The 14,690-nt window shown below is 39.4% G+C and carries 15 protein-coding genes; 12 read left to right on the forward strand and 3 right to left on the reverse strand.

Features of this window, described 5'->3' with window-relative positions:
- The first annotated feature begins 87 nt into the window (after window positions 1–87).
- The 11 genes from F907_RS10830 to trxB all read left to right on the forward strand — a co-directional run bounded on the left by F907_RS10830 (window position 88) and on the right by trxB (window position 11,080).
- Window positions 88–492 (forward strand): hypothetical protein, encoded by a 405-nt coding sequence (locus tag F907_RS10830; protein ID WP_004699723.1) that lies wholly within the window; start codon window positions 88–90, stop codon window positions 490–492.
- Between the two features lie 80 nt (window positions 493–572).
- Window positions 573–1,877, forward strand: a complete 1,305-nt coding sequence (locus F907_RS10825) for a TolC family protein (protein WP_016651921.1) — start codon at window positions 573–575, stop codon at window positions 1,875–1,877.
- Window positions 1,877–3,367, forward strand: coding sequence for an efflux RND transporter periplasmic adaptor subunit (locus F907_RS10820; protein WP_016651922.1), 1,491 nt, complete (start codon window positions 1,877–1,879; stop codon window positions 3,365–3,367). Before F907_RS10825 ends, F907_RS10820 begins: the two co-directional genes overlap by 1 nt.
- 14 nt (window positions 3,368–3,381) lie before the next feature.
- Window positions 3,382–6,516: an efflux RND transporter permease subunit gene (locus F907_RS10815; RefSeq protein ID WP_004699728.1), complete on the forward strand. Its 3,135-nt coding sequence runs from the start codon at window positions 3,382–3,384 to the stop codon at window positions 6,514–6,516.
- A gap of 33 nt (window positions 6,517–6,549) precedes the next feature.
- Entirely contained in the window at window positions 6,550–6,912 is a 363-nt protein-coding gene (locus F907_RS10810; RefSeq protein WP_004699729.1) for a copper-binding protein, read from the forward strand.
- Between the two features lie 146 nt (window positions 6,913–7,058).
- Window positions 7,059–7,493, forward strand: a complete 435-nt coding sequence (gene arsC / locus F907_RS10805) for an arsenate reductase (glutaredoxin) (RefSeq protein WP_004699732.1) — start codon at window positions 7,059–7,061, stop codon at window positions 7,491–7,493.
- A 59-nt stretch (window positions 7,494–7,552) separates the two neighbouring features.
- The gene (locus F907_RS10800; protein ID WP_004699734.1) at window positions 7,553–7,873 is read left to right on the forward strand and encodes a metalloregulator ArsR/SmtB family transcription factor; all 321 of its coding nucleotides are present in this window, start codon (window positions 7,553–7,555) and stop codon (window positions 7,871–7,873) included.
- Between the two features lie 6 nt (window positions 7,874–7,879).
- Window positions 7,880–8,353, forward strand: a complete 474-nt coding sequence (locus F907_RS10795; RefSeq protein WP_004699737.1) for an arsenate reductase ArsC — start codon at window positions 7,880–7,882, stop codon at window positions 8,351–8,353.
- 7 nt (window positions 8,354–8,360) lie between these two features.
- Window positions 8,361–9,401 carry an ACR3 family arsenite efflux transporter gene (gene arsB, locus F907_RS10790; protein WP_004699740.1) on the forward strand — a complete coding sequence of 347 codons (1,041 nt, stop codon included), beginning with the start codon at window positions 8,361–8,363 and terminating at the stop codon, window positions 9,399–9,401.
- A gap of 5 nt (window positions 9,402–9,406) precedes the next feature.
- Entirely contained in the window at window positions 9,407–10,111 is a 705-nt protein-coding gene (gene arsH, locus F907_RS10785; protein ID WP_004699742.1) for an arsenical resistance protein ArsH, read from the forward strand.
- Between the two features lie 18 nt (window positions 10,112–10,129).
- The gene (gene trxB / locus F907_RS10780) at window positions 10,130–11,080 is read left to right on the forward strand and encodes a thioredoxin-disulfide reductase (RefSeq protein WP_004699744.1); all 951 of its coding nucleotides are present in this window, start codon (window positions 10,130–10,132) and stop codon (window positions 11,078–11,080) included.
- 199 nt (window positions 11,081–11,279) lie between these two features.
- Here the strand turns inward: trxB and F907_RS10775 are convergent.
- Window positions 11,280–12,445 (reverse strand): IS3-like element ISAba22 family transposase gene (locus F907_RS10775; protein WP_085944217.1). Its coding sequence is split into 2 segments (ribosomal slippage): window positions 11,280–12,187 and window positions 12,187–12,445, totalling 1,167 coding nucleotides; the frame shifts between segments, so codons are not numbered across the junction.
- Between the two features lie 120 nt (window positions 12,446–12,565).
- On the opposite strand from F907_RS10775, the gene F907_RS19460 reads away from it, so the two are divergent.
- On the forward strand, window positions 12,566–12,673 hold the full coding sequence (locus tag F907_RS19460; RefSeq protein ID WP_407636686.1) for a hypothetical protein: 108 nt from the start codon (window positions 12,566–12,568) through the stop codon (window positions 12,671–12,673).
- Window positions 12,674–12,694: 21 nt separating this feature from the next.
- Here F907_RS19460 and F907_RS10765 read toward each other — a convergent pair whose 3' ends face one another.
- Window positions 12,695–13,966 (reverse strand): tyrosine-type recombinase/integrase, encoded by a 1,272-nt coding sequence (locus F907_RS10765; RefSeq protein WP_004699746.1) that lies wholly within the window; start codon window positions 13,964–13,966, stop codon window positions 12,695–12,697.
- A 387-nt stretch (window positions 13,967–14,353) separates the two neighbouring features.
- On the reverse strand, window positions 14,354–14,680 hold the full coding sequence (locus F907_RS10760) for a hypothetical protein (protein ID WP_016651923.1): 327 nt from the start codon (window positions 14,678–14,680) through the stop codon (window positions 14,354–14,356).
- Window positions 14,681–14,690: the final 10 nt, after the last annotated feature.

A 14,690-nucleotide genomic window follows, 5' to 3' on the forward strand; every position in this document is an offset into this window, starting at 1 on the left:
TTTAATGAATTAGTTTAATTAATTATAGGATTGTTATTTACAGGATAATCTGTAAAACTAAAAAGGTTAAATTTTGGTCTTGATGTTATGCACTTGTTAAGGACATGCTTATCGCTGTTTTTATCTTTTGCTATCCTAATTGTAGGATCGGCAGCAGCTGCTGCATCTGTACATAGCCCATGTTTAATGTCATCTCAAGATACACAATCCATGCAAATGATGAATTCTGAAGATCATGAAAAAGCAAGTGCTATGCACATGGATTGTATGAAAGCTGAGGTAAAGATTAAGAAGCAATTACATGATCCATCATGTATGTCTAAGCAAGATTGTATTATGTCATTTTCTAAAATTGCATATACATCTACAGCGCTGGATGTTTTGCAGTCGATGATTTTTTTACCTGCGGAACAGTCTACTTTTTCTCCATTAAATCAAAATTTCATCTCATCTGATCTTTCCAATTTATGGAAACCCCCACGCTTTAACTAATTTGATGATTCTTCATCATTCATAGAGTTTTCTATGGGTGTTCTGCACGTGCGCGTGTACATCATTTTAGAGCTAAAAATATGAACTTTAATAAAGGAAAGCTGTCCCTAAAATGGGGTGGATGCTCGATTGCGACGATCTGTTTTTTCTTGAGTTATGGACATGCTTATGCCCAGCCACTGACTTTGGATACAGCATTGAAGCTTGCTGAGCGATATGCGCCTGCTCTAAGAGCTAATAGTGCTCAGATTGAAGGTGCTGAGAATATAGTTTCAGCTTCAGGTATTTTGCCCAATCCTAAACTATTTGTGGGTCTCGATAATTACCCTGTATCAGGTGATGCTGCATGGTCTGTCACACAAGAGGGGATGACGATGCAAAAGATTGGCATCATGCAAGATTTTCCAAATCGTGCCAAAAGATTAGCTGAAGTTGAATTAGCAAAAGCTGAATTGGGTTCAGCAAATGCTCAAACAGAAATTCTGCAAATTGAGTTACGTCAAAAAGTAGCATCGGCATGGCTTAAACGTTTTTATCTTGAGCGTAAACTGGCGTTATATGATGACCTTCTTTCAGAAAATGGATTGCTATCCCAGATTACACAAACACAGGTTGCGTCTGGTCGAACCATGGTTGCTAATACAATTTCCCCTAGGCTGGACAAAACTATTTTGCTTGATCAAAAAGATGATTTGCTTCGAGATATAAATAAGGCAAAACTAGAATTACACCGATTAATCAGTGAGGATTCTAGTGGTACAACTGAAATAGAAAGTTTGCCTACCCAAGAACCTATAATTAATTTTGATACATCACGTTTATATCATCATCTGCATCAACACCCTGAACTAAAAGCATTCCAAGCAGAAAAGCAAACTGTTGAAGCAAAGCTTAAGCAAGCCCAAGCCCTTCAAAAACCAGATTGGGGTATTGAGCTTGCCTATCAGCATCGTGCTCCTGAATTTGGAGATATGATTGGTGTACAACTGACAACAGAACTACCAATATTTTCAAAAAAACGTAGTGGTCCGCTCATTCAGGCAGCATTAGCTGAACAAAATCGGATTACAGCAGATCAGGAGATAAAATACCGCGACCATCTCACCATGTTAGATGAGGGGCTATCGGATTTAAAAGCTCTTGAAAGACAAATCCAACGTACCGTTCAAAGTACACTTCCTTTGGCTAAAGAAAAAGTAACTTTACAGTTAGCAAGTTATCAGGCTGGTAAAGCCAATTTGTCAGATGTCATTGAGACACGACAAGCATTACTAAATCAGCGATTACGTCTCATCGATTTACAACAACAGCAAGCAATTATCAAAGCCCAGCTCTATTTTTCTTTTGTAGAACCCACCTTAAACCATGCTGAGGAGTCAAGATAATGTTAAAAAATAAATTGGCATTTGTAATTGCTGGCTTGATTGTGGGCAGCTTGGGAGTCGGTAGTGGGATTGGATATTGGTATGCGCATCAAAATGATGAAAAGCAAACTGTAAGTGATCAGGCAACTGCTAAAGTGTTGTACTGGTACGATCCAATGAAACCAGAACAGCATTTTGATAAGCCAGGGAAATCCCCTTTTATGGATATGCAGTTAGTCCCTAAGTATGCGGATGAAAGTACTTCTGGAATAACTGAAAGTGCAGGAGTAAAGATTGATCCAGCTCTTCAACAAAATCTAGCCATTCGTTATGCCACAGTCGAACAGGCTGTAATGGGCAATACCTTGTTAACCAATGGCATATTACAAGCGAATGAACGACAGGTAGCAATTCTGCAAACACGAGCAAGTGGTTTTGTTCAGCGTGTTTATGGCCAAGCAGTCGGGGATATAGTGACTCAAGGGAGTCCGATTGCTGATATTTCAATCCCTGAGTGGACTGGGGAACAGACTGAGTTTTTGGCAGTACTTAAAATAGGAGACCGTTCTCTTATTCAAGCAAGTCGACAACGCCTACAGCTTCTGGGAATCCCACCAAATGTGATCCATCAAGTCGAACGGACACATCAAGTACAGTCTAATATGACTTTGAGTGCTCCTTTGAGTGGATTCATTGACTCACTAGAAGTTCGTAGTGGAATGGCTTTAGCTATGGGGCAAACACTTGCCACCATTAAAGGCGTGAATCCAATTTGGTTAGAAGCAGCAGTGCCTGAAACGCAAATTGCTGGGATAAAGCGAGGAGATAAAATCGAAGCAACTTTTGCTGCGTACCCTCAAAAAGTGTCTGGCAAAGTCATTGATATTTTACCGACATTAGATACTACAAGCAGAACCATAAAAGTTCGTATTGAGTTACCCAATAGAGAGGGGCAACTCAAGCCCGGAATGTTTGCTTCTGTCAAATTTTCCAACAATCCTCAAAGCAGTTTAGTTGTGCCAGAGCAAGCTGTTATACGTACAGGTACTCGTAATATTATTATTGTCGCACATGAAAAAGGGCGTTTCGAACCTGTTGTTGTACAGTTAGGACAGAGTGACGGAAATAAAATAGCAATTCTACAGGGTTTGAACGCTGGTCAGAAAATCGTGATTTCGGGACAATTCCTAATTGATTCTGAGGCCAATTTACAGGGTGTACTGGATAAGCTGAACACTGGACAATCGATTACATCATCTCAAGTGACTAAGGCATCAATATACCAAGGCATTGGTAAAGTGGAAAAAGTTACAGCTCAAGACATTACCATTTCACATCATGCAATTGCTGAATTGGGGTGGGGGGCTATGACCATGAGCTTTAAACAACCAGTACAACCATTTACCCAAATTCAGCAAGGCGAGCAGGTCAGTTTTCGTTTTACACGTGTTGGGGATGCTTATGTTATTTCTGACATTTCCAAGATGTCTATGACATCTATGCAGAACTAAACGGGAGAACCATTATGATCGCCCGTATTATTCGTTTTTCAATTACAAATCGAGTATTTGTCTTATTAGCTGCTGTAGTTCTTGCCGTTTGGGGAACTTGGGCTGTCAAGAATACTCCGGTTGATGCTTTGCCAGATCTGTCTGATGTACAAGTGATTGTGCGAACTAATTTTCCCGGTCAAGCACCACAAATTGTTGAAAATCAGGTGACTTATCCTTTAACAACGACCATGTTATCAGTACCCGGTGTTAAAGCTGTTCGGGGCTATTCTTTTTTTGGTGATTCGTTTGTTTATGTCATTTTTGATGAACATACTGATCTTTATTGGGCACGTTCTCGTGTATTGGAATATCTCAATCAAATACAAGAAAGAATGCCTGCAAATGCAAAATCTTCATTAGGACCAGATGCTACAGGTGTTGGTTGGATCTACGAATATGCTTTGGTTGATCCAACAGGGCAACATGATCTCTCACAACTGCGAAGCATACAAGATTGGTTTTTGAAGTATGAACTGAAGACAGTACCAAATGTGGCTGAGGTCGCCACAATTGGGGGGATGGTTAAACAATATCAAGTTGTTTTAGACCCAACCAAAATGGCAGCATTCGGTATAACTCAGCGAAGCATAATTGAAGCAATTCAAAAGGCAAATCAGGAAACTGGCGGTTCAGTCCTAGAAATGGCTGAAACTGAATATATGGTGAGAGCTTCAGGTTATTTAAAAACATTAGAAGATTTTCGGCAGATTCCGTTACGTACAAACGATTTAGGTGTTCCAATCACTCTTGGAGATGTTGCAACGATTCAACTCGGTCCTGAAATGCGTCGTGGAATTACTGAACTCAATGGACAAGGGGAAACTGTTGGAGGTGTTGTGATTTTACGTGCTGGTAAAAATGCACGTGAAACCATTACTGCTGTAAAAGAAAAACTTGCTGAATTACAACAAAGTCTACCGAAAGGTGTACAAGTTGTTTCTGTGTATGACCGCAGTCAATTGATTGATCGGGCGGTAGAGAATCTCAGCCATAAATTAATTGAAGAGTTTATTGTAGTGGCTTTGGTTTGTGGGCTATTCCTCTGGCATTTACGTTCAGCAATGGTTGCGATTGTTTCTTTGCCTTTGGGAATCTTGTCAGCCTTTTTATTGATGTATTATCAGGGACTAAATGCCAATATCATGTCATTGGGTGGGATTGCAATCGCGATTGGTGCTATGGTTGATGCATCTGTGGTTATGGTCGAAAATGCACATAAGCATATCGAAGCTTGGCAACATGAACATCCTGATCGAGTTTTAGAAATACAAGAGCGTTGGGACATCATTACACGTTCTGCCAGTGAGGTTGGGCCTGCTTTATTTTTCTGTTTACTCATCATTACTTTATCCTTTATTCCCATTTTTACTTTGCAAGCACAAGAAGGACGATTGTTCTCTCCATTGGCATTTACTAAAACTTATGCCATGGCTGCTGCTGCGGGGCTATCTATTACATTGATTCCAGTTTTGATGGGATACTGGATTCGCGGGAAGTTACCATCTGAACAACGGAATCCATTAAACCGTTTTCTCATCAAAATATACCGTCCTATGTTAGATAAAGTCTTAGCTTATCCAAAGACAACGTTATTAGGTGCGTTACTCATTTTTCTTATCAGTCTTTTTCCTTTAACGCAATTAGGTGGAGAGTTCCTGCCTAATATGGATGAAGGTGATTTACTGTATATGCCTTCAGCTTTACCGGGATTGTCCGCAGCAAAAGCTTCTGAATTACTTCAACAGACTGATCGAATGATTAAAACTGTTCCAGAGGTTGCCACTGTATTTGGTAAAGCTGGGCGAGCAGAGTCGGCTACAGATCCTGCACCTTTAGAAATGTTTGAAACCACGATTCAGTTTAAACCACGATCTGAATGGCGTTCAGGTATGACACCAGATAAGTTGATAAAAGAACTGGATAAAGCTGTTCAAGTACCGGGTTTAACAAATATCTGGGTGCCGCCTATTCGTAACAGAATTGATATGTTGGCGACCGGGGTTAAAAGCCCAATCGGGATCAAGATTTCAGCAAATGATTTGCAAGATATTGATCGGGTAGCACAACAAATTGAACAGGTTGCCAAAAAAGTGCCCGGTGTTAGCTCAGCTTTAGCTGAACGACTCACTGGTGGGCGATATGTTGATATCGATATTAATCGAATGGAAGCTGCACGCTATGGTCTCAATATCACCGATGTACAGCAAATTGTGTCATCAGCAATTGGTGGGGAAAATATTGGTGAAACTGTTGAAGGGTTAGCAAGGTATCCTATTAATGTACGTTATCCGCGAGAAATTCGAGATTCACTTGAGGCATTAAGAAATTTACCAATTCTGACTGAATCAGGTCAGCAAATTGTTTTGAGTAGTGTTGCCAACATTCAAATCACAGATGGTCCTCCGATGTTAAAAAGTGAGAATGCTCGTCCAAGTGGTTGGGTCTATGTTGATGTACAAGGACGTGATTTAGCCTCCGTTGTTCGGGATTTGAAACAGTCTATTGACCAACAAGTGAAACGCTCTGCGGGTATGAGTATTAGTTATTCAGGTCAATTTGAATTTATGGAAAGAGCAAATGCTCGCCTAAAGGTAGTAATACCAATCACTTTGATGATCATTTTTCTATTGCTGTATCTGATTTTTAGACAAGTACAAGATGCTGCTCTGATTATGCTGACTCTACCATTCGCTTTAATTGGTGGTATTTGGGCAATGTATTTCAGTGGTTATAATTTCTCAATTGCCATTGCAGTAGGCTTTATTGCACTTGCCGGTGTTGCCGCAGAGTTTGGAGTGGTCATGTTGTTTTATTTAAAGCAGGCGATAGAACATGCTCAACAAAATTTATCATCTTTAACTGAGCAGCAACTCAATGATGCCCTTCGTACAGGGGCAGTACTACGGGTTCGCCCTAAAGCGATGACTGTAGCTGTCATTCTGGCGGGTTTGATTCCTATCCTTTTAGGAACTGGAACGGGCTCTGAATTGATGAGTCGTATTGCTTTACCTATGGTTGGGGGCATGATTTCAGCTCCACTTTTATCAATGTTTGTTATTCCCGCTGCATATCAGCTTTTAATCAAAAGAAAACTATCAAAATCTTGATAGTTTTCTTATTTCGTTCAAAGAGGTTTTATTATGTTTAAATTTATTAAAATTGTCGCTCTTGTTGCCACTGTTACTGCGTTAAGTGCATGTAGTAAAAATGAGGCGTCAGAGCAAAAGAAAGCGGAAGCGCCTATGGAGCAGATGAGTAAAGAATCATCTACAGCAACGACAACTCAAGCAGTTGGAGTGATTACGGCTATTGATACGAAAGAAAATATTTTGACACTCGATCATGAGGCAATTCCTGCGATTAAATGGCCTGCGATGACCATGGGCTTTAAAGTTGCTGATCCTGCATTATTGAATGGGCTTGCAGTAGGGCAAAAAGTTGATTTTGAATTAAAGGCTGAGGGAGAAACATACACAGTCGTAGCTGCTAAGTTAAAAAAATAGGATGATTTAGTAGATAGAATTTTGATAGTAATGAGGTTCTTTTCAAAAGAGCCTTATTCTCTAATAAAAAACAAAACATATGGTATTGCATATATATGGTAATTCGAATATAAAGATATTATAAATTATCAAAAGAGCTCAATTCGATGACAACTTCATCAACTGTGACGATTTATCACAACCCAGCTTGTGGGACATCTCGCAACACTTTGGCTTTGATCCGTAATACAGGGATTGAGCCAACTGTGATTGAATATCTCATTACACCACCTAGTCATGACGAATTAGTTAAATTGATTCAGGATGCAAAATTAACAGTAAGAGAGGCCATTCGCCAGAATGTAGATCCTTATCGGGATTTAGACCTTGATCGTAGTGATTTGAGTGATGAGCAGTTACTTAGTTTTATGCTTGATCATCCAATATTGATTAATCGACCATTTGTTGTTACTGAATTAGGCACTCGCTTAAGCCGTCCTTCTGAAGTTGTCTTAGATATTCTACCATTACCTCAGAAGGGTGCCTTTACGAAAGAGGATGGTGAAAAAGTGATTGATGAAAATGGTCAACGAGTGAATTAAAAATTTTACTTTTTGTATGTGATTATCCGCATATCCAAATAAGTGAATGGGAGTTAAGAATGGACCAAGTTAATTTTTTTAAATGCTTATCAGATGAAACTCGACTAAATATCGTGACTTTAGTCGCTGAGAATAAAGAATTATGTGTTTGTGATTTGACTGAAAAGTTGCAACTGAGTCAGCCAAAGATTTCTAGGCATTTAGCGTTATTGCGTTCTTCTGGTCTCTTACAGGACAGGAGACAAAGCCAATGGGTGTATTACAGCATTAATCCGCAATTACCAATGTGGTGCCATGACGTTCTGAATCTTTTGGTAAGCAGTCAAACCATAGTAAATAAAGATTCCCAAAATATCCAAATAAATAGCTATTGTGAGTAATAGAATATGAAATTTCTTTTTTTGTGTACTGGAAATAGTTGCCGTAGCATCCTCTCAGAAGTCCTTTTTAACAGTCGTGCGCCTGAAGGATGGAAAGCATACAGTGCAGGTAGTAAGCCATCAGGGCAAGTACATCCATTGACTATAGAAACTTTAGAAAATCTTGGTCTCTCAACAGATGGTTTGTGGAGTAAAACCATTGATGACTGCGAACAATATCAACCTGACGTCGTGATTACTGTTTGCGATTCAGCAGCTCAAGAAGCGTGTCCACTTTATTTAGGTGGAGCGATTAAGGCACATTGGGGCTTGGCTGATCCTTCACATTTAGATTTGCCGAAAGAAGAAAAATTAAAAGCATTCCAAGTTACTGTTGATCATATCAACCGCCGCTTAGACGCTTTATTGGCACTAGATACAACTCATATGTCTCGCCCAGATTTGATTGCAGCAATCAATCAAATTTCGCATATTGAATGAGAACATCATGGCTCAACAAAGATTATCTTTTCTAGATCGTAACCTCACTCTATGGATTTTTATCGCCATGGCATTGGGGATTGCGATAGGTGTGTTCTTTCCGCAAGCTTCCGTTACTTTAGACAAAATGAGTGTGGATTCCGTCAATATTCCAATTGCGATTGGTTTGATTCTGATGATGTATCCACCTTTAGCCAAAGTGGACTATGCTACTTTGCCACAAGTGTTTAAAGACAAGAAAACCTTAACTTTGTCTTTGGTGCAGAACTGGGTGATTGCGCCTGTATTAATGTTTGCATTAGCAATTATTTTTTTACATAGCTATCCAGAGTACATGACAGGCTTGATCCTGATCGGTTTGGCTCGCTGTATTGCAATGGTCTTGGTGTGGAATGGTTTAGCCTGTGGTGATAACCAATATGTAGCAGCGTTGGTGGCATTCAATAGTATTTTCCAGATTCTGTTTTTTAGTACCTATGCTTGGCTGTTCCTCACATTCTTGCCACCCTATTTCGGTATTGCAGGGCAAGTGATCAATGTTGATTTCTGGACGATTACCCATGCGGTGTTGGTTTACTTGGGGATTCCATTTCTTCTTGGTTTCTTGACTCGTTTGGTTTTGGTCAAAGCCAAAGGCTTAGATTGGTATCAAAATGTCTTTTTACCCAAGATCAGCCCACTCAGTTTATTGGCACTTCTTTTTACCATCGTGGCAATGTTTAGCCTAAAAGGTGGTGATGTAGTGAGCTTACCATTGGATGTTCTGCGTATCGCAATCCCACTCACGATTTATTTTATTGTGATGTTTTTCATCAGCTTCTTTATGAGTAAATGGATGGGCAATGACTATCCTAAAACCACAGCAATTTCTTTCACGGCTGCTGGTAATAACTTTGAGTTGGCTTTGGCTGTAGCGATTGCAACCTTTGGTTTGGCTTCACCTGTGGCATTTACCACCGTGATTGGTCCTTTAGTTGAAGTACCTGTATTGATCGCTTTAGTGAGTGTGTCTCTATGGCTCAGAAAAAAGTATTTTAAATCGGTGTAATTGTAATGAATCTTCCTAATGTTGATATGGAGCTACTTGAACAGCCAACTTTGGAAAAAGTTCAAGCTAAATCGTTAGATCATGCGCCACGTATTTTGTTGTTATATGGTTCTAACCGTGAGCGTTCGTATAGTCGTTTAGCCGTGATGGAAGCAGGTCGAATCTTGGAACAGTTTGGTGCTGAGGTTAAAATTTTTCATCCGAAAGGGCTACCTTTGCCAGAAGATGCGGATATGGAACACCCAAAAGCAAAAGAACTACATGAGCTTTTGGCATGGTCAGAGGGCATGGTGTGGTGTTCGCCTGAACGTCACGGTTCAATGAGTTCGATCTTTAAGTCACAGATAGATTGGATTCCATTGGCAGGTGGTGCGATTCGTGCCACTCAAGGAAAAACACTGGCACTAATGCAAGTCAGTGGTGGTTCGCAATCTTTCAATAGTGTCAATCAAATGCGTATTTTAGGGCGTTGGATGCGGATGATCACGATTCCGAATCAGTCTTCAATTCCAAAAGCATTTTTAGAGTTTGAAGAAGATGGGCGAATGAAAGCATCATCGTATTACGACCGTATCGTGGATGTGATGGAAGAGCTGTATAAATTCACCTTGCTGACACGGGGGCAAAGTCAGTATTTAACTGATCGTTATTCTGAGCGTAAAGAATCTGCTGAAGAATTATCAAAACGTGTTAATCAGCGAAGTTTGTAGAATGCTGGAGAAAATTAAATGCAAAATCAACATTCTCGTTTAATTATTTTAGGTTCGGGACCTGCGGGTTATAGTGCAGCCGTATATGCAGCTCGTGCCAACCTCAAACCAACATTGATTGCTGGACTACAATTAGGCGGGCAATTAACAACAACGACTGAAGTTGATAATTGGGTTGGCGATGCTGAGGGCTTAACTGGTCCTGTACTCATGGAGCGTATGCAGGCGCATGCAGAACGCTTTGGTACAGAAATGGTCTATGATCACATCAATGAGGTGGATCTCAAAACTCGCCCATTCGTACTCAAAGGTGACATGGGTGAATATACTTGTGATGCACTGATTATTGCAACAGGTGCAACGGCTCAATATCTAGGTCTTGAGTCAGAGGCAGCTTTCATGGGGCAGGGTGTGAGTGCCTGTGCAACCTGTGATGGTTTCTTCTATAAAAACCAAAATGTCATGGTGGTTGGTGGTGGTAACACTGCGGTTGAGGAAGCTTTATATCTGTCAAATATCGCTGCACATGTGACACTGGTACACCGTCGTGACAGTCTGCGTTCTGAAAAGATTTTGCAAGACCATCTTTTTGCCAAAGAAAAAGAGGGCAAAATCAGCATTATTTGGAACCATCAAGTTGATGAGGTTTTAGGTGACAACACAGGTGTAACGGCGGTACGTATTAAATCCACTCAAGATGCAAGTATCCAAGATGTTCAAGTGCAAGGCTTGTTTGTTGCGATTGGACATAAACCCAATACAGGAATGTTTGAAAGTCAATTGAACCTACGTGATGGCTATATCCAAGTCCAAAGTGGAACTACGGGTAATGCAACAGCTACATCTATCGAGGGTGTATTTGCTGCGGGTGATGTGGCAGACAGTATTTATCGTCAAGCGATTACCTCGGCTGGTTCGGGTTGTATGGCAGCATTGGATGCTGAAAAGTATTTAGACAATCAAGAATAATCAATACATTCACTGAAATAAATCAAGCTAACTCCACCTCTCATGGGTGGAGTTAGATTTTCTATATTGTTTTTTTATTTAGCTACTTATAGTGTTACGCCAGCGTTTCTCTATTTCGGATTCGCTTACTTAAAGCGAGTGTGGGATAAGTAAGCAGTGATATACGCTGAATTATCAGGAGACTTTCCCTTGGGAGATTCTAGGCAGCCAACTTATAAAAGTCTTCGGCCATTTGATTTGGTGTCTTAAAACCCAAACCCTTTTGAATTCTTCGATGATTATAAAATAATTCAATGTATTTTATAATATCTGCTTTGGCTTCTTCTCTGGTTTGATAGTTGTAATGATGCACTAACTCATTTTTCAGTATTCCCCAAAAGCTTTCAATCGGTGCATTATCGTAACAGTCTCCGCGCTTGCTCATTGAACCTTGAAAACCATATTGCTCAAGTATATTTCGATATTCATGGCTGCAATATTGACTTCCTCTGTCTGAATGCACAATCAGTTCTTTGGTTGGTTTTTGATTGTGAATAGCCATATTTAGCGCATTACAAACAAGCTGTGCTGTCATGCGCTCATTTAAGCTATAGCCAACCACTTGCTTCGTGTAAAGGTCTTTTACCGCTGCTAAGTACAGCCATCCTTCAACAGTCCATATGTACGTAATATCACTTGACCATGCTTGATTTGGTCTAGTCATTGAGAATTGTTGCTCCAGCAGGTTTTCATAGATCGCTCGATTATGGTCACTATTCGTAGTCCTTTTAAAACGCTTGTGTCGCTTACAATACAGGTGGTTCAGCGCTTTTATCTGACGTACAGCGTACATACTCATTTTTATGCCCTGAGCTTGTAAGTATTTGGTTAATCGAATATAACCATAGCTCTGCCTTGTCTCCTCATGGGCTATTTTCACCAATATCGTCTGTTGATTTCGTTGAATCGTTCTTTTGCTCACGCCTCTCTTGAGCCAATCATAAAAACATGAAACTGAAACATGAAGTAATCGAGCCATTAAGGTAATTGGAAAAGAATATCTTTTTTGTTTCATATAGGCGTACCTTACTGACTTTCTTTGGCAAAGTACGCTGCTGCCTTTTTTAAAAATTCACGTTCCATTTCAGCTATTTTGAGCTGTTGTTTGAGTTTTTTATTTTCTTCGAGTAGAGCGTTTAGATCAGGTGAATACTGTTTTGTACCTGCTAAAGTTCCAGCCTTTGCTTTGGTATTCCAATTTGAAAGAGTTTGCATTGAAATGCTAAGTTGTCTAGCTGTTTCCGAGACATTGCCTTGATTGGCTTCAATTAATTTGATGGCTTCAGCTTTAAATTCTGTGGTGTAAGTCTTGTGTTTCTTGCTCATGGTAAACTCCTGATGAGTGTGTTTAGTTTACCAAGTTAAAACCTCCTGTTTTTTCAGCACACATCACAGATCCTTTTTAGTAATTGGTATGCTCATTACAAATTCTTTTGGGAACATCAAATTAGTTGGATGGATGAGCAATTAAAATTCAGATTTATAAGAGATAAAATTCCTTTATCTCTTATTTTTATATTAAGTGTTTTTGTAATTGGGATTGTACTTTTTTGAGCTGTACCACATGGCTTCAGGCTATTTGTGCATGATATATGTTGCCCAATCAGCCATTAAGCCTTTACGTTTTTCTAAATAGCCTCCACGTAAATAAGAAGCTTCAACCTTATCTGGAAGTTTGTGTGCGAGAACATGTTCACACACTTCTCTACGGTAATCTGTTTTGTCTGCCGACCAATCACGGAAAGTAGACCGAAAGCCATGCGTTGTAATGACTCGGTTTTGTTTGGGATCAATATAGCCTAAGCCATTTTCTTTAAGCTTTTGCTCATGCAGTCGTTTGATTAGGGTCGTCAAAGACATATCAGAAAGCATCTCACCACTCCGTGGCGCAGGGAAGATGAAATCTTGAATTAGAGTATGATTTTGAATTGATTCAAGCAAACTTATCGCTTCTTTCGACAAAGGCACATGATGTTCCTTTTCTGCTTTCATACGTTCTTTAGGAATAATCCAGACTTTATTCTTAAAATCAATTTCCTGCCATTTCGCCCCAAAAATCTCACCAGAGCGACAGGCGGTTAAAATTGCAAATTCCAGAGCTTTTGGTGAAATTCCTTTTTTCTGTCTTAAGTGTTGGATAAACTCAGCAACCTGTTCATAGGGCAGGGATGGGTGAGGGCGTGATTCCTGCTTTAAATTACCTAATATAGGTTCAAGATTGCCTTTCCATTCGGCAGGGTTGTCACCCTCAAAATATCCCATTGCTTTGGCATAATCAAAAATGGTTTCTATACGACCACGGATACGTTTGGCTGTTTCGTTTTTCTCAACCCAAATAGGTCTTAAAACTTCAGCAATATCGGCTTTGGTAATGTTACTAATAGTAAGATTGCCCAAAGTTGGGTAAATATAAGTTTCTAGTGTTGATGACCATTGTCCAATATGTTTTTCATTTTTGAGTTCACGGGTTTTATTGGCAATAACAACTTTTGCACATTCCATGAATGTTTTGTTCCGTAGTTGCTGAACATGAAGCTTTGCAAGCTGTTCCTGTTGATGGACAATTGGATCAATACCACTTCGTATTTGTAATTTTAATTCAGTGGCTTTAGCACGAGCTTCAGCTAAAGAAACTTCAGGGTATGGACCAATACCAATATCACGTCGATGAGGTTTTAATTTTCCATCTTTATCCAGATGTTTTCCCACCACCGCACGTAAAATCCAGACACGGGAAGTTCCTTCGACGTTTAAACAAAGACCATCAACACCACCTACGTGATATCGACCAGTCTCTTTAATTTTTGCTACACTAAGCGCAGATAGTTCTTTAGCTTTCTTTGGCATGTTATTGTCTACCCCTCAAATTACCCCTCATAAAATACTGGAAATAGTCGGATTAGACAAGACTGAGTTGGATGGGTGTAATTGTAATTAATTGAAAAATATTAATTTATAATATTGGATTGGACTTCTTAGGATTGGTGTTAGACGGACACCGCTTCCGCCAAATTCAAAAAGCCCTTGTGAAAACAAGGGCTTTTTTGTGTTTTTGTCTTACCTTATATAGTAATACACATAAAAACTGGACTAAATAGAACATAATTAGAATGGATCGGATTATTCAGACTTTAGCTTGATTTTTTAGTGGGCTTATTGCATTTAATACGATTAAACAATTTTATAAAATCATGTTTTTTAACTCATAAATATGTATTATCGTAATATCTCTGTTTACTGTGGTTCTACTTGTTGTACTGTACAATAATTTGGATTGTGAGAGTAATCTCCATCAACGTAGACAGTCACACTTCTTTTCTTCTGGTACCATTGAGAAAGTGTTACAGCTATAATTGTTTTTCTAGATTGTGGAATTAACATCCAACCATATGCTGTTTTATTTTTGCACACATCAGGAAGATTCCCTGCTTCTAATTTAATTAACAATCCTTCTGTTATACTCGTAATTCTAGTGAGAGTCCCAGTTGTATATATAGCTTCTGCATGAATAGATTGTATTCCTACGGCTAATAATATTATATACATTAGTATTTGTTTCATTTTTTAAATT

The sequence above is a fragment of the Acinetobacter colistiniresistens genome (genome assembly GCF_000413935.1).
GTDB classification, from domain to species: domain Bacteria; phylum Pseudomonadota; class Gammaproteobacteria; order Pseudomonadales; family Moraxellaceae; genus Acinetobacter; species Acinetobacter colistiniresistens.

What these genes read in the sequence shown, in the direction of transcription:
- F907_RS10830 (WP_004699723.1), top strand. Translation starts at nt 88, where the DNA reads ATGCACTTGTTAAGGACATGCTTATCGCTGTTTTTATCTTTTGCTATC.
- F907_RS10825 (WP_016651921.1), top strand. Translation starts at nt 573, where the DNA reads ATGAACTTTAATAAAGGAAAGCTGTCCCTAAAATGGGGTGGATGCTCG.
- F907_RS10820 (WP_016651922.1), top strand. Translation starts at nt 1,877, where the DNA reads ATGTTAAAAAATAAATTGGCATTTGTAATTGCTGGCTTGATTGTGGGC.
- F907_RS10815 (WP_004699728.1), top strand. Translation starts at nt 3,382, where the DNA reads ATGATCGCCCGTATTATTCGTTTTTCAATTACAAATCGAGTATTTGTC.
- F907_RS10810 (WP_004699729.1), top strand. Translation starts at nt 6,550, where the DNA reads ATGTTTAAATTTATTAAAATTGTCGCTCTTGTTGCCACTGTTACTGCG.
- arsC (WP_004699732.1), top strand. Translation starts at nt 7,059, where the DNA reads ATGACAACTTCATCAACTGTGACGATTTATCACAACCCAGCTTGTGGG.
- F907_RS10800 (WP_004699734.1), top strand. Translation starts at nt 7,553, where the DNA reads ATGGACCAAGTTAATTTTTTTAAATGCTTATCAGATGAAACTCGACTA.
- F907_RS10795 (WP_004699737.1), top strand. Translation starts at nt 7,880, where the DNA reads ATGAAATTTCTTTTTTTGTGTACTGGAAATAGTTGCCGTAGCATCCTC.
- arsB (WP_004699740.1), top strand. Translation starts at nt 8,361, where the DNA reads ATGGCTCAACAAAGATTATCTTTTCTAGATCGTAACCTCACTCTATGG.
- arsH (WP_004699742.1), top strand. Translation starts at nt 9,407, where the DNA reads ATGAATCTTCCTAATGTTGATATGGAGCTACTTGAACAGCCAACTTTG.
- trxB (WP_004699744.1), top strand. Translation starts at nt 10,130, where the DNA reads ATGCAAAATCAACATTCTCGTTTAATTATTTTAGGTTCGGGACCTGCG.
- F907_RS10765 (WP_004699746.1), bottom strand. Translation starts at nt 13,966, where the DNA reads ATGCCAAAGAAAGCTAAAGAACTATCTGCGCTTAGTGTAGCAAAAATT.
- F907_RS10760 (WP_016651923.1), bottom strand. Translation starts at nt 14,680, where the DNA reads ATGAAACAAATACTAATGTATATAATATTATTAGCCGTAGGAATACAA.